This window comes from Zobellia sp. 1_MG-2023, from assembly GCF_030549125.1.
Lineage (GTDB): Bacteria > Bacteroidota > Bacteroidia > Flavobacteriales > Flavobacteriaceae > Zobellia > Zobellia russellii.
Map to the genome: position 1 here is coordinate 13995 of NZ_JAUOSY010000009.1, position 15638 is coordinate 29632.

General features: G+C 38.1%; 11 protein-coding genes. 8 read left to right on the plus strand and 3 right to left on the minus strand.

Annotation, left to right across the window (positions count from 1 at the left end; genetic code table 11):
* The first annotated feature begins 109 nt into the window (after positions 1-109).
* From Q4597_RS16230 to Q4597_RS16245, 4 genes are all read left to right on the plus strand, one after another.
* Positions 110-796, plus strand: coding sequence for a TIGR00730 family Rossman fold protein (locus Q4597_RS16230; protein WP_215912309.1), 687 nt, complete (start codon positions 110-112; stop codon positions 794-796).
* 8 nt (positions 797-804) lie between these two features.
* A complete protein-coding gene (locus Q4597_RS16235) occupies positions 805-3660 on the plus strand; it encodes a metalloprotease (protein WP_408065843.1) in 2856 nt (951 codons plus the stop codon).
* Positions 3661-3824: 164 nt separating this feature from the next.
* A complete protein-coding gene (locus tag Q4597_RS16240) occupies positions 3825-6236 on the plus strand; it encodes a thiamine pyrophosphate-dependent enzyme (protein WP_303407163.1) in 2412 nt (803 codons plus the stop codon).
* A gap of 120 nt (positions 6237-6356) precedes the next feature.
* Positions 6357-6731, plus strand: a complete 375-nt coding sequence (locus Q4597_RS16245; protein WP_215912307.1) for a DoxX family protein — start codon at positions 6357-6359, stop codon at positions 6729-6731.
* 1 nt (position 6732) lies between these two features.
* Here Q4597_RS16245 and holA read toward each other — a convergent pair whose 3' ends face one another.
* Positions 6733-7734: a DNA polymerase III subunit delta gene (gene holA / locus Q4597_RS16250; RefSeq protein WP_215440484.1), complete on the minus strand. Its 1002-nt coding sequence runs from the start codon at positions 7732-7734 to the stop codon at positions 6733-6735.
* 26 nt (positions 7735-7760) lie between these two features.
* Here holA and Q4597_RS16255 point away from each other — a divergent pair, with 26 nt between their 5' ends.
* The 3 genes from Q4597_RS16255 to Q4597_RS16265 all read left to right on the plus strand — a co-directional run bounded on the left by Q4597_RS16255 (position 7761) and on the right by Q4597_RS16265 (position 10177).
* Complete coding sequence (locus Q4597_RS16255; RefSeq protein WP_303407167.1) at positions 7761-8207, plus strand: type I restriction enzyme HsdR N-terminal domain-containing protein; 447 nt, start codon at positions 7761-7763, stop codon at positions 8205-8207.
* 12 nt (positions 8208-8219) lie between these two features.
* Positions 8220-9221, plus strand: coding sequence for a glycosyltransferase family 2 protein (locus Q4597_RS16260; protein ID WP_303407169.1), 1002 nt, complete (start codon positions 8220-8222; stop codon positions 9219-9221).
* 101 nt (positions 9222-9322) lie between these two features.
* Positions 9323-10177 (plus strand): OmpA family protein, encoded by an 855-nt coding sequence (locus Q4597_RS16265; RefSeq protein WP_215440487.1) that lies wholly within the window; start codon positions 9323-9325, stop codon positions 10175-10177.
* Between the two features lie 83 nt (positions 10178-10260).
* Here Q4597_RS16265 and Q4597_RS16270 read toward each other — a convergent pair whose 3' ends face one another.
* Entirely contained in the window at positions 10261-10881 is a 621-nt protein-coding gene (locus Q4597_RS16270; protein WP_215440488.1) for an L-threonylcarbamoyladenylate synthase, read from the minus strand.
* Between the two features lie 186 nt (positions 10882-11067).
* Here Q4597_RS16270 and Q4597_RS16275 point away from each other — a divergent pair, with 186 nt between their 5' ends.
* A complete protein-coding gene (locus tag Q4597_RS16275) occupies positions 11068-12993 on the plus strand; it encodes a DUF5018 domain-containing protein (protein ID WP_303407172.1) in 1926 nt (641 codons plus the stop codon).
* Between the two features lie 124 nt (positions 12994-13117).
* On the opposite strand, the gene Q4597_RS16280 is transcribed toward Q4597_RS16275, so the two are convergent.
* A complete protein-coding gene (locus tag Q4597_RS16280) occupies positions 13118-15445 on the minus strand; it encodes an ATP-dependent helicase (RefSeq protein WP_303407174.1) in 2328 nt (775 codons plus the stop codon).
* Positions 15446-15638 lie beyond the last annotated feature (193 nt).

A 15638-nucleotide genomic window follows, 5' to 3' on the forward strand; every position in this document is an offset into this window, starting at 1 on the left:
TTCGCTGTAATAAAAAGAAGAAATAAAAATAACATACACTTAAATCTCTATCAAAACCGTTAGCTGTTTTGTGAAGTGGATTATTTTGGATAAATAATAGGAATTATACATGAGAAAAGAACAACACCATAAAGGTTGGAACGAAATAAAAACTAACGATTCTTGGGCCATTTTTAAGATAATGGGCGAGTTTGTAATGGGATTTGAAAAGATGGGGAACATAGGTCCCTGTGTTTCCATTTTTGGTTCCGCTCGTACCAAGGAAGGCGATAAATATTATGAATTGGCCGTCAGTATTGCTAAAAGTATAGCCGAAGCCGGATATGGTGTAATTACTGGAGGTGGTCCCGGTATTATGGAAGCAGGGAACAAAGGAGCCCATTTGGCAGGAGGTACTTCAGTAGGTTTGAACATAGACCTTCCTTTTGAACAGCATGACAACCCATTTATTGATTCTGACAAGAGTCTGGATTTTGACTATTTTTTTGTTAGAAAGGTCATGTTCGTAAAATACTCACAAGGCTTCGTGGTCATGCCCGGTGGTTTTGGAACCTTAGATGAGCTGTTTGAGGCCATAACACTTATCCAAACCAATAAAATTGAAAAGTTCCCTATTATTCTTGTTGGAAGTGAATTTTGGACGGGTCTTATGGACTGGATTAAAAACACAATGTTGGAAGTAAAAAACATAAGTGCCCATGACCTGGACCTTATTAAAATTGCCGACACTGAAGATGAAGTTGTAGATATTATTGATGCATTCTACAAGGGCCGAAACTTGAGTCCTAATTTTTAATAGTATACTTGAAAATCAAATCCCTCATATTTTATTTTTGCCTTGGAACCGTTTTGTTTAATGGTTGTCAACAATTGGCTGCACAGCATGAAAATGTCCTGACCGCCACTCTTGACGGAGAAAGCAAGGAAATACAAATTCAACAGGAATTTACGTATAAGAACAATTCCAATGTAACGTTGAGCACCTTGTATTTTAATGACTGGGCCCATGCTTATGCCAGTAAAAATACAGGCTTGGCCAAACGCTTTTCGGAGGAATTCAAGAAAAGCCTTCACTTAGCCAAAAAAGAGGAAAGAGGATACACGAGCATCATGAGTGCTGTGGACGATGAATACAGAGGTCTTCATTGGAAACGAACCACTGGTGAGGACATTTTAAAAATTGATTTAAACAGCCCGCTACCTCCCGGTGAATCTGCAAAACTCTTCTTAACGTATACGATTAAACTTCCTGAAAACAAGTTTACGCCCTACGGATATGACAAGAGGAAAAACAGTTACTACTTAAAAGACTGGTATTTAACACCAGCCTATTTTGATGGAGCTTGGCATCTGTACTCCAATAAAAATTTAGAGGACCTATATACCGGTGTAACAGAAACCACGGTAAATTTTGTCTACCCAAGAAACTTGAACTTGGCTTCTAATTTTACCGTATTGGGCAACAACTCCATTTCAAACGGACAAATGGCCCAATTGACTGCAGAACAGCAAAAAAACTGCGAAATTTTGCTTAGCCCGGAGAAGCGATTTATGACTCACGTTACTCCACAAATAACTGTAATTACCGATATTGAAGCGGTCAAGTACGAGGATGTTTTTAAGGGGTTGTCCATTAACAGGGTTACTGAGTTTATAGAGAATAATTTAGGACAATACCCTCATCGTCAGCTTTTGGTAAGCCAGCTTGATTATGAGAAAAATCCACTTTACGGTATCAATCAATTACCGTCGTTTATTCGCCCTTATGAAGAGCAGTTTCAATTTGAAATGAAGTTCTTAAAAACGGCGCTTATCAACATTTTGGAAGAGACTCTTTTCTTAGACCCAAGAAAAGAGCAATGGTTAAGTGATGCTATTGCCAACTATCTTATGATAGAATTTGTAGAGCAGTATTACCCGGACCAAAAATTACTGGGAAAATTATCCAAAATTTGGGGCATACGGAGCTTCAATCTGGCTAAAATGGATTTCAACGAGCAGTATCCGTTCTTATACATGCTTACCGCACGTACCAATTTAGACCAACCGTTAAGTACTAGTAACGATTCCCTTATCAAATTCAATCAAAAAATAGCTAATAAATATAAAGCTGGGCTTGGTCTCGCCTATTTGGCTAGTTATATAGGAAAAGATAAAGTAGATAAGAGTATAAAGACTTTTTACAAGCACTATAGGCTTAGCCAAGTAAAAACGTTGGATTTTGAATCCATCCTAAAAAGGGCCTCGGAAAAAGATATTGACTGGTTTTTTAAGGATTATGTAACCACGGACCGTAAAATAGACTTTAAGATTAAAAAAGTAGAGAAAACCGAAGACTCTTTGCGCATAACCATAAAGAATAAAAAGGGCACCAATGTACCAATTTCCCTGTTCGGGCTTAAGAACGATTCTGTAGTGTCTAAATATTGGTTTTCCGATATTGGCGATATCAAGACCGTTACCATTCCTAAAAATGAGGAAAAGCGTCTTGTTCTAAACTACGACCAGAAAATTCCGGAGTTCAACCAGAGGGATAACTGGAAATCTTTAGGAGGCTTTTTCTCGGGGAATAAAAAGCTGAAGTTTACTTTCTTTAGGGATTCTGAAAACCCGTATTACAATCAGGTTTTTTATGTCCCAATTCTAAACTTCAATATTTATGATGGCTGGACTCCAGGGATGCGCCTGTATAACAAAACATTACTGGAACGCCCTTTCATATACGATTTTGCCCCCTCCTATTCTTTTAGGGAAAAGTCTTTTGTAGGTTCGGGAAGAGTTTCATACCGTAAATATCTTAGCAAAAGCGGGCTTTATCTAGCCAATTACAGCCTAGGAGGTTCAACGTATCATTTTCAAGAAAACTCCAGGTATTCTACCATAACCCCTTCCATCACTTTTGGATGGAGGCCGGCAAACTTGATTTCCAATAAGCGGGAGTTTCTACGTTTTAGATATGTGAATGTTCTGCGGGATAAGGCCGAAGAATTAGGTGACTTTGAAACTCCGCCGGATTATAGCATTCTTAACGTAAGGTACACCAATAGAAACCCTGGGATTATTGACTATGTTTCTTGGTTTGCAGATGCCCAGCATGCAAGTGATTTTACAAAAGTAGCCTTTGAGTTAGAGTACCGTAAGCTGTTTGAAAACAACCGACAGTTCAACTTTCGTTTTTATGCCGGTAAATTTATACGTAATAAAACAACGGATTATGCAGACCCTAATTACTACAGTTTTGCGCTAGACCGTCCTACGGATTATTTATTCGATTATGGTTATTTGGGCCGATCGGAAGACTCAGGAATCTATAGCCAGCAAATAATTATTGCCGAGGGAGGTTTTAAATCCTTTCTCCCTGAAGAATATAGGTTTGCCAATGACTATCTAACCACCATAAACACCAGTGTTAATCTTTGGAAATGGATTGAGGTTTATGGAGATTTAGGTTATGTTAAAAACAAAGGCCTTAGCGGAAAGTTCGTTTATGATTCAGGGGTTCGTTTAAACCTTCTAACCGATTATTTTGAACTTTACTTCCCTTTATATTCCAATAATGGCTGGGAAGTATCCCAACCATTGTATGGCGAGAAAATTAGATTTATTGTTACCGTAAGTCCAAAAACTCTTATTGGCCTATTTACCCGAAAATGGTTTTAGTATTTGATTGTTGAATTCATAATATAATCTCAATTTATCAAACTTCAATTATCAATATACTATTGGTTTCCTTCCTTTTTTAAATATATTTTGATCAACTAAGTTGTGCAAGCATTGTAAAAATGCTAGCAGTTTGCTATTTTTGTAAAAACTCATACAGCTTAATGGATACATCGCCTAAAACCAGTAATGATATTACGTTTGATGATTTCAAGACCCAAATTATAAGCGATTACAAAATTGCTGTTCTTAGTAGAACATGTAGCTTATTGGGTAGGAAAGAAGTTTTGACCGGAAAAGCAAAATTCGGAATCTTTGGAGATGGCAAGGAACTACCACAGTTGGCCATGGCCCGATCTTTCAAGGACGGAGATTTTAGAAGCGGCTATTACCGTGACCAGACGTTTATGATGGCACTGGGCCTTCTTACCCCAAAAGACATTTTTCACGGACTTTACGCCACTACGGATATTGAAAAGGAACCTATGAGTGCCGGTAGGCAAATGGGTGGGCATTATGTAACGCATAGCCTTAATGAGGATGGAAGCTGGAAAAATCTAACCGAACAGAAAAATAGTAGTGCAGATATTTCCTGTACGGCAGGACAAATGCCCAGATTACTTGGCCTAGCACAAGCTTCTAAAATGTATAGGAACCTGAACAATGTAGACGCCACTAACTTTTCCAACAACGGCAATGAAGTAGCTTGGGGCACCATTGGAAACGCAAGTACCAGTGAAGGAATGTTTCTAGAGACCATTAATGCCGCAGGAGTGCTTCAAGTACCTATGGTAATCAGCATTTGGGACGATGATTATGGTATTTCCGTACCTGCGGAATACCACACTACAAAAGAGGATATTTCCGAAATCCTAAGTGGTTTTAAACGAACCGAAGAACAGGAAGGCTATGAGCTATTAAAAGTTAAAGGGTGGGATTACACTGCCCTGATGCATGCCTATGAAAATGCTTCGGATATAGCACGAGAGGAACATGTACCCGTTATTATTCATGTAACCGAGCTTACCCAACCGCAGGGACATTCTTCTTCCGGTTCTCACGAACGTTACAAAGACAAAGCCCGACTGGAATGGGAAAAAGAGAATGATTGCAACAAGCGTTTCCGCGAATGGATTTTAGAAACAGGCATTACTACGGATGATGAGCTTAAGGCTATTGAAAAAACCATTGTACGAGAAGTTAGGTCTGCTAAAAGAGAAGCCTGGTCAGAATACTTGGAAAGTCATAAGACTCTTAAAAAACAATTGGTAGCTATACTCGACAGGGCATCGGCAAAAAGTCAGAATAAAAACTTTATCGCCAAAGTAAAGAATGACCTCATAGCGATAGAAGAGCCCATTAAAAAGGATTTAGCCGTTAGTTCAAGAAAAGCGCTTAGATATCTCATAGGCGAGTCTTTTCCAGAGAAACAAGAACTTGTAGAATGGACGAATACCTTTCTTGCCGAAACACAACCCTTATATAGTGCCGACCTTTATAATGATGGGGCTACAGGGGCGTTAAGCGTAGCCGAAGTAAAACCTAAGTATGCGGACAACACCGAAAATGTTGATGGCCGTATTATTCTCCGGGACAATTTTGATAAAATATTTGAGAAATACCCAAATACCATAGTTTTTGGTGAGGACAGCGGAGCCATTGGAGACGTAAACCAAGGTCTTGAAGGGCTACAGGAAAAATATGGTAAGTTCCGCGTTGCGGATACCGGTATACGGGAAACAACTATTATAGGACAAGGTACAGGCATGGCCCTAAGAGGACTTCGCCCTATTGCTGAGATTCAATATTTGGATTACATATTTTATGCACTGGCAACCTTAACGGATGATGTGGCCTGCTTGCGCTACAGAACCTTTGGAAAGCAAAAGGCACCTTTAATTGTACGTACAAGAGGGCATCGCTTAGAAGGTATTTGGCATTCGGGCTCTCCTATGGGAACATTGATACATTCACTTCGCGGTATGTACATCTTGTCTCCTAGAAACATGACCCAAGCGGCCGGTTTCTATAATACGTTGTTAAAGACCGATGAGCCTGCTCTAGTAATTGAAAGTCTTAACGGCTATAGGCTTAAAGAACCAAAACCGATTAATTTAGGGGAATTCTATACGCCAATAGGAAAAGTTGAAACCATAAAACAAGGAACCGATATTACCATTGTTTCCTATGGCTCTACGCTAAGACTTGTGCTAAAAGCTGCAGAAGAACTAAAAGAAGTTGGGATTGATGCAGAGGTTATAGACGCACAAACATTGTTACCTTTTGATGTGCATCACGATACTCTAGACAGTATAAAGAAGACCAATAGGGTTCTAGTGGTAGACGAGGATGTACCAGGAGGATGTTCCGCTTATATACTCAATGAAATCATAGAAAAACAAGGGGCATATGCTTATTTGGATTCTGCACCACAAACGCTTAGCGCGCAGGCTCACAGACCCGCTTATGGTACGGACGGCGACTATTTTTCAAAACCCAATATAGAGGACATTTTTGAAAAAGTATACGCCATAATGAATGAACTGGACCCTGAAAGCTTTCCTAAATTACGCTAACCTATTCGTAATCAACAGAATTCAAATGTGACGTGTTTTGACAAAAATATTTGTTGCAAATGTATTTGGGCTAATTCATAAAAAAGAATACTTTTATCTTTAATGTAAACTCAAAACAACATGTCAAATTCACTTTTGAAAGATATTGGCTTAGCTCTATTACGAATTGCAGCGTCTGCCATGATGGCTGTTCACGGATATGGAAAATTGCAAATGTTGATCAACGGTGTGGAATTTGGCGATCCAATAGGAATGGGCTCCACTCCTTCTTTATTTTTAGCTGTACTAGCGGAATTGGTTTGCCCTATATTAATCATTTTTGGTTTTAAGACCAGATGGGCTGCAATTCCAACGGCAATTACTATGGCTGTTGCCGCATTTATCGTACACGGTGCGGACCCTTTCCAAAAGAAAGAGCTGGCCCTTATTTATTTTGTAATCTTTGTGGCCATTATCTTATTAGGCCCTGGAAAATACAGTGTAGACAAAAGATAATTTAGATAATCTTTACCAGAAGTTCTTTCAGCAAGTCTTCCTGAGAGTTAACATTGGCCCCTACCCCTTTGGCCTTTAAGTCCATTTCTCTTAAAGCTGAAACGATACCGCTCACCTTTTTCATAGGATAGTTACGTGCGGCTGTCTGAAATTCCCCCACGAAATAAGGATTTATACGTAAGGCACTTGCCACACTTTTGGGCGAATGATCCTTTAACCCGTGATACTGTAAAAGCTGAGAGAAAAAAGTATGTAACAAAGTAACGGTCAACACAAAAGGGTTGTCTTTTGGATTTTGAGCAAAGTAATTTATAATACGTGTTGCCTTAAGTACATTTCTTTCGCCAATGGCTTTTTTTAGCTCAAAATTATTGTAGTCCTTGCTAATACCAATATGAGCTTCAATTTCGGCAGGCGTAATTTCACTCTGCTTTGGTAATACCAACTGTAACTTTTCTATTTCGTTGTTTATTCTACTTAAATCCGTTCCTAGATATTCAGTAAGTAATATGGCCGCTTTGTGAGAAATACTGTATCCCCTGCCCTGCAAGTTTTTCCTTATCCAATCGGAAACTTGGTTTTCATACAGCTTCTTGCTTTCAAAAAGAACACCTGCCTTTTGCACGGATTTATATAATTTTTTCCGCTTGTCCAGTTTCTTATATTTATAACAAACCACCAATACCGTTGTCATTTGGGGGTTGTCTACATAAGCCGTTAAATTCTCTATGGTGCGCACAAGATGCTGTGCTTCCTTAACGATAACGACTTGCCGCTCCGCCATCATAGGATACCGCTTTGCATTTGAAACAATATCGTCTATAGTAACGTCCTTACCGTACAGGACCATTTGGTTAAAACCTTTTTCTTCTTCAGCTAGAACATTTTTCTCAATGTACGAGGCAATGGCATCAATATAATAGGGTTCTTCCCCAAATAAAAAATAAATGGGTTTGATTGTACCGTTCTTAATATCGCTAACTATTTGTTTTGCTTCATCCATCCAAAAAAAATCATCAAATTTGCTATATGGAACCCCTTAATTTTCCGGAGTATAAATTCCGTTTCAAAAGTAGCGAAAATAACGTGCTTATTTTTGACAGTATACGCAAAAAATTTGTTGTGCTACAACCAGAAGAATGGGTAAGGCAACACGTTGTTAATCATTTGCTCTTTGAGAAAAAGTATCCTATCAGCCTTATAAACGTTGAAAAACAACTCATTATTAATAATATTAAGAAGAGGTATGACATTGTTGTTTTTAACTCTGACGGAAGTATTCACATTTTAGTGGAATGCAAAGCGCCTAAAATTACCATAGACCAAACTACCTTTGATCAAATAGCGCGCTATAACCTGCATCTTAAAGCAGATTACCTAATGGTAACCAACGGGCTGGACCATTTTTATTGCAAAATGGATTTTACTTCAGAAAAATATTCGTTTCTCAGGGATATTCCTGATTTTAGCCGTTAATTTGCCATCGTTTTGCGCATTGCTATAGTCATATTAAACTGGAACGGAGAGGTACTTCTTGAAAGATACCTTCCCTCTGTTGTACAGTATTCCCAAGGTGCTGAAATTTACGTTGTAGATAACGCTTCTACAGATGATTCCGTGGCGTTTATAAAAGCAAACTATCCTACTATACAAATTGTTCAGAACAAAGAAAATGGTGGGTTTACCAAAGGGTATAACATTGGACTAAAAAATATAGATGCCGATGTTTATTGCCTTCTAAACTCCGATGTAGAGGTAACCGAAAATTGGTTGCCCCCAATATTGGAAGTTTTTTCGAAAAACAAGGAAGCTGCAATCATACAACCCAAAATTTTGGACATGATGCGTCCGGAATATTTTGAATACGCCGGAGCGGCAGGGGGCTTTATAGATAAATTGGGATACCCTTTTTGCAGGGGGCGCATATTTCAGGAATTGGAAAAAGACAATGGGCAGTATGATGATGTTCTAGAAATATTTTGGGCCACAGGGGCATGTATGTTCATTAGAAAAGAGGTCTTTTGGTCCGTTAACGGGTTTGATGAACACTATTTTGCCCACCAAGAAGAAATAGATCTATGTTGGAGAGCCAAAAACAAAGGTCACAAGGTATTTTATGTTGGTGCTTCTAAAGTTTATCATTTGGGCGGATCTACTTTAAGTAATATGAACCCAAAAAAAACCTATCTGAACTTTAGAAACTCCCTTTTTTCCATAACAAAGAATTTACCCCGGAAAAAAGCCCTGACAATTGTTGGTTTTCGTCTCTTACTGGACGGAATTGCAGCATTACGTTTCATTTTTCAGTTTAAGTTTAACCACTGCTTTGCAATTCTAAGAGCTCATTTAAGTTTCTATAGGAATTTTGGAAAGATGTATAAAGTGAGGGAAAAAGCTAATTTTATCCCAAAGTATTACCTTACGAAGTCCATAGTATGGCAGCATTTCGTACATCATGTAAAGAATTTTAACGATTTAGTAAAACATTAACTAATTTTACAAATACTAAATTTGGCGATTATCTAATTTTGTCGCTTATTGACACTAATTAAAATCAAATAACAATCATTAAATACTTAGTAACTCTCATTATGAAAAAATTAATTTTAGGCTGTTTAGGAGTGACCTTGTTGTTGTCTTCATGCGTATCACAAAAGAAGTATTCGGATTTAGAATCAAAACATAAAGAAGCACAAGATCTTTTGAATTCCGCAACGGTTAAATTGAACGATTGTTTAGAGGAAAAGGCAACTGCCAGTTCTCGTCTAAAAACATTACAAGACCAGAATTCATTCTTAAAAGCTAACAACCAAGAGTTGATCAATAATATGGGCAACTTAACTACTCTGACTTCAAAAGGTGCAGAGAACCTTGAGAAGTCTTTGGAAAGCTTAAAAGAAAAGGATCTTACTATTCGTAAATTACAAGACGCAATCACTAGAAGAGATTCTGTAAACCTTTCATTGGTTCAGAGCTTAAAAGGTGTGTTGGGTAACTTAGATGACGAAGACATTGAAATTAGCGTTGAAAAAGGCGTTGTCTTTGTTTCTATCTCAGATAAGTTATTATTCAGCAGCGGTAGCTACAATGTTACTAGCAGAGCTAAGGAAATCCTTGGTAAAGTTGCACAGGTTGTGAACAACAAGCCAGATTTTGAATTTATGGTAGAAGGTCATACTGATGATGTACCTTACGGAAGACACGGTGTTCTTTTAGACAACTGGGATTTAAGTGTTAAGCGTGCTACAGCAGTTGTAAGAATTCTTCAAAATGATTACAATGTTGATCCTAAGCGTATGACAGCGGCCGGTAGATCAGAATATGTTCCTGTTTCTACTACTGAAAAATCAAAGAACAGAAGAACTCGTATTGTTGTTCTTCCTAAAATTGATCAGTTCTACAGCATGATCGAAGAAGGCATGAACGATCCTGCCATCAATAACTAAACAGTTAATATTAGAGATACAAAAACCGCAACTTTAGAAGTTGCGGTTTTTTTTATATCCTTTTTGTAGTTTCGATTAAATATTTAGAAGATATCCAAACTTCCTTTTCCCTCCCTTAAAACAGTAGGTTCCCCGTCTGACAAGTCTATTACCGTAGATGCCACGTTATCTCCATAACCACCGTCAATTACTACATCAACTAAATTATCCCATTTCTCATAAATAAGTTCTGGATCCGTAGTATATTCCAACAAATCGTCATCATCCCTAATAGATGTAGATACAATGGGGTTACCTAGACCTTCTACGAGCGCTTTTGCTATTGAATTATCTGGAACCCTTATACCTACCGTTTTTTTCTTTTTAAAGTCTTTAGGCAGATTAGTATTTCCAGGCAGAATAAATGTGTAGGGGCCCGGAAGCGCTCTTTTCAAAATTTTAAAGGTGGCCGTATCTATTTGTCTGACATAATCGGATAGATTGCTTAAATCAGCACAGATAAAGGACCAATTGGCCTTAGCAAGTTTAATACCTTTAATACGTGCAATTTTCTCCAAGGCCCTAGAATTGGTAATATCACACCCAAGACCGTATACTGTATCCGTAGGGTAAATGACCAACCCTCCTTTACGCAAAACATCAACAACCCTCTGTATTTCCTTTGGATTGGGATTTTCCTCATATATTCTTATAAATTCCGCCATAGTCTATCACCTTTCGTTCACTCCGAAATTAATACATTTTTTTTTATCCTATTAGCTATCCTGCTTTACATGAGCGCTCTATTAAAAAGCAGCCAAAATACAGAAAACCGTTGGTCTAATTATTTCAATAAAATCTTTATAACATCGTTCAGGGATTTGACAGATTTACATAAAAAACATAAGTGTATGAAATTTTCCTCCCTAATTGCCCTATCTGCATGTTTTCTGCTATTTTTTGTTTCCTGTTCCAAAGATTCCGATGAGACCGAAGAAACACAATCAAAAAGCGACAAGAATGAACTTCTAGAATTTAGCATAAGTATTCAAGACACAAAAAATCAACTGATAATCAATTCTAACGAAATTCGTCACGCATTCCCTTCTACTGTTGACCTTACGAGTTTAACTCCTGAGATCACCATTTCTGAAAAAGCCACAATTTCTCCAAAATCAGGTGTTGCTCAAGATTTTTCCAAGGAAGTAGTTTATACGGTTACCGCCGAAGACGGGTCTACTAACAGATATAAGGTTAATCTTAAGAATGAAGACGAAGCAGCAGAAAATGCACATGTAGCTTTTAGTTTCACGAATCTGCCTGAAGGTAGAAGTAATTTTAATCATGTTAAACAACCGGAAGCTGAGGCTGACTCTATTCAATTTCGTATTCCGTACCTAAGCAATATTCCTGCGTTGAAGCTTCACCTTAATCTGCCTAAAGGAGCTACTAGTGTTCCTGAGTCTGATGAAACCTTAGATTTTACCAAACCAGTTACTTATACCGTTACTTTTAACTCAGGAGACACTAAAAAATATATTGTTAGCGTAGACAATCGTCTTGACCAGGTTGAATTGCCTCCTTTTAGTATAAATATGTTTGCCGATAAAGCACCTGGCGAAACCATTACTTTTAACGCCTATCCTACTAATCCAGTTTTGGACAGTGTTAAGGTCAATTTGATAAACAGCCATACCCGTGAAAGCATACCATTAATTGTTGAAAAAATTGAAAATGTATCCTATAAAAGTGATGCCGTCACAGCAAGGTTGCCGGAATCATATTTAAATGGGAGGTATGAAATTGAGATTTTTATTGAGCATGATAATAGCACAGAAACTAATGATAGTGATCTTCGTTTTACCAAAGGAACACCTAATTTTAGCTATGCTAGTGTTAACGGCAAATTGGACAGGGTTATAAGCCGACCTGGCGCTCATATTTCTGCAAATTTATACTTAGATCATTCTCGTTTAGAAGAATACACTTTTAGCCTCAAAAAAGATGGTATAGTATATGAATTTACGAACGCAACCTATAGCTCTGGGTCTGGTAATGAGAGTTTTGTTCTTACCCTTCCTGACTTAGATTCTGCAGATGCTCCCAATGATATGGATTACAAATTTGCTATTCATCTAGATGGAGAAACATATGAGTACGATCTTATTGACTACTGGGGAGAAGCTATACCAGTGGTTTCCGGAGGAAATCCAAAAAATACATCCATTAATAAAACCATTTACACAAAAGGTGATATGCTAACCGTTACCGGTGAAAACCTATATTTTGAGAATAAGGGGGAATATATATTTAGAGAACTATCTGAAATTGTTTTAATATCTACAGAAGCTAGCGGAAAAGACCTTTTGTATCGCTTAGGAACAGAATCAACTAGCGAAAATAGCCTGAGCGTTCGGATTCCAGACGAAGTTCAAAGTGGTAGTTATGAACTTAGATTAAGAAATAATCTAATTGGATATAATAACAATAACGATGCTGAGACCGGTATAGAAATTGAAGTATTACAACCTGCATCAACACATCCAACTCTAGTTATTACCGAAGCTATAATAGGAATTAAATCCGATAAAGCATTCTACAAACAAGCAAATATAACGTTCAACCAAAATATTGAAGGGCTCCAGGTTAATGAAATTCTTTTTGTAGAAAACTCATTGAGCGTCAAAAACTTCCTTACCCACCCCAACTCAATAGTTACTGGTCAAATAGAAGATCAATACCTAAGTCAAATGGACGATAAAAGTGATGGCAAGGTCTTGGTTACGGATAATGGAGTAACCTATGAAATCCCTTTCTCAATTGTTTTTCAACATTAACATACCCCATTCACATATACATCTATAACAAATAGAAAAGCCCTAAGAATTGACTTTTAGGCTTTTTATTTATTCTAAAATACCTCAAGGCATTTAATCTCAATTATCGAAAAATGATTAAGAATTAACCTACCACCTCCAACTTAGCAAAGCGAAGCAACAATTTTTTTATATCTCCTTTTACAAACTGTATTTCAGCTTTTCGGTCATTACCCATTCCTTCAATCTTTAACACTTTACCTTGACCAAAACGCGTATGGTTAACAATACTGCCTTCGGCTAAATTAGGATCTACCGAATTTGTATTGCCAACAGGCGTAGCTAGTTCTGGTTTTAGCTTTCTTAACTTCCTAAGCTGACTTTCATTAGGCCCTTTCCGGCTAGGAGGTGTACCCCCCACAGGTTTAACCTGCCGTAACTTACTTTTGTCAACTTCACCAAAAATATCACTGTCCACCAGAGGTTTATACCTATAACCCGTATCTATTGGAGTAAGGTTTTCTACATATTTCTCATCAATCTCCTCAAGAAAACGGCTTGGTTCCGCATCTATTAATTTCCCCCATCTATATCGGTTCTGTGTATAGGTTAGGTAGGCTTGCTTTTCGGCACGCGTAAGTGCTACATAAAACAACCTTCGCTCCTCCTCTAGCTCACTACGGGTATTCATACTCATACCGGAAGGAAAAAGGTCCTCTTCCATCCCAACTATATATACATACGGGAACTCAAGCCCCTTAGCTAGGTGAATTGTCATTAGGGCCACACGGTCATCATCACCTTTATCATTGTCCAAATCTGTAGCCAAGGCTACATCCTCTAGAAACTCACTTATACTTCCCGTGGCATCGGCAATTTCTTTTTGCCCTTCAACAAAATCCTTTATACCGTTCAAAAGCTCTTCTATATTCTCCATCTTACCAATACCTTCCGGTGTCCCGTCCTTTTTAAACTCCAAAAGGAGACCGGACTTTTTGGCAACATGTTCGGCCAGAACGAAAGCATCGGTGGTTTCGTTCATGATCTGAAAACTTTGAATCATGGTCGTAAAATCCTGAAGCTTTCTTTGCGTACCCGCGTTGATTTTTAAATTAATTTTGTCCAAATTCTGGATTACCTCAAAAATAGACCGGTTGTAATGATTGGCGGCAACGGTCAACTTGTCCAAAGTGGTTTGCCCAATACCTCTTGCCGGAAAATTAATGATTCGCTTAAGAGCTTCCTCATCTTTAGGGTTTATGACTAAACGCAGATAACTTAATACATCCTTGATTTCTTTTCTTTGATAGAATGACAGTCCGCCATAGATACGGTACGGAATATCCCGTTTTCTCAAAGCATCTTCAATAGCCCTGGATTGGGAGTTGGTACGGTAAAGTACCGCAAATTCACCATTACCCAATTGTTCGTTCATCTTATGGTCCCAAATGGAACCTGCCACGAACCTGCCTTCTTCGGCATCCGTAGTACTCCTATGTATTTTTATGCTACCCCCATCGTCATTGGAAGTCCAAACCACTTTTTCTAACTGCTCTTTATTGTTGGCAATAATGGAGTTGGCAGCGTTTACAATATTTCGGGTAGAGCGGTAATTTTGCTCAAGACGGTACATACCCACATTATCATAATCTTTCTGAAAATTAAGGATGTTGCTAATGTTCGCTCCGCGGAAAGAATAAATACTCTGCGCATCATCCCCTACCACACAGATATTATGATAGCGATCTGCAAGAGCCTTTACAATTAAATATTGCGAATGGTTGGTATCTTGGTACTCATCTACCAAAATATACCTGAAACGGTCTTGGTACTTGGCCAAAACCTCTGGAAAACGGTTTAGAAGTTCATTGGTACGGAGTAAAAGGTCATCAAAATCCATTGCGCCGGCCTTAAAACACCGGTCTACATAATTTTGATATATCTCCCCCATTCTTGGGCGTTTGGCCATAGCATCGGCCTCTACCAAATCTGGGTCGTTTAGATATGCCTTAACCGTAATCAAGCTATTTTTAAAGGAAGATATACGGTTCTGTACTTGTTTGTATTTATAAATATCCTTGTCTAGTCCCATTTCCTTAATAATGGAAGCCAACAAACGCTGTGAATCCTGAGTATCATAGATAGTGAAGTTACTTGGAAAGCCAAGTTTGTCCCCATCATACCGCAGTAATTTGGCAAAAACGGAATGAAACGTTCCCATCCAAAGGTTCTTGGTCTCCGATCTACCTGCAATTTTAGCAATACGCTCCTTCATTTCACGTGCCGCCTTATTGGTAAAGGTAAGCGCCAAAATATTAAAGGGGTCTACCCCTTGCTGCATTAAATAAGCAATCCTAAAGGTAAGCACCCTGGTTTTACCGGACCCAGCTCCTGCAATAACCATTAACGGCCCATCTTTATGTAGAACCGGTGCTCTTTGGGCATCGTTCAATTCATCTATAAAATTCTTCAATGTACTAGAGTGTTTTTTAGAGTCGTGAATTTAACCATAAATAGGCTTATCCTAAAATGATGTTGATTTCTTTTATAAACAAGAAGTTCTGTTATATTCTAAAATTGATAAAGACCACATAAGGCATACCCATGTGGTCTTAAAATCATTGCTGCCCCTAAAGGATTGGCAACATTATTTCTTAATGTCCTAA

Excerpts from the sequence above, each read along its gene's own strand:
- Q4597_RS16230 (WP_215912309.1), top strand. The coding sequence starts at position 110 with ATGAGAAAAGAACAACACCATAAAGGTTGGAACGAAATAAAAACTAAC.
- Q4597_RS16240 (WP_303407163.1), top strand. The coding sequence starts at position 3,825 with ATGGATACATCGCCTAAAACCAGTAATGATATTACGTTTGATGATTTC.
- Q4597_RS16245 (WP_215912307.1), top strand. The coding sequence starts at position 6,357 with ATGTCAAATTCACTTTTGAAAGATATTGGCTTAGCTCTATTACGAATT.
- holA (WP_215440484.1), bottom strand. The coding sequence starts at position 7,734 with ATGGATGAAGCAAAACAAATAGTTAGCGATATTAAGAACGGTACAATC.
- Q4597_RS16255 (WP_303407167.1), top strand. The coding sequence starts at position 7,761 with ATGGAACCCCTTAATTTTCCGGAGTATAAATTCCGTTTCAAAAGTAGC.
- Q4597_RS16265 (WP_215440487.1), top strand. The coding sequence starts at position 9,323 with ATGAAAAAATTAATTTTAGGCTGTTTAGGAGTGACCTTGTTGTTGTCT.
- Q4597_RS16270 (WP_215440488.1), bottom strand. The coding sequence starts at position 10,881 with ATGGCGGAATTTATAAGAATATATGAGGAAAATCCCAATCCAAAGGAA.
- Q4597_RS16275 (WP_303407172.1), top strand. The coding sequence starts at position 11,068 with ATGAAATTTTCCTCCCTAATTGCCCTATCTGCATGTTTTCTGCTATTT.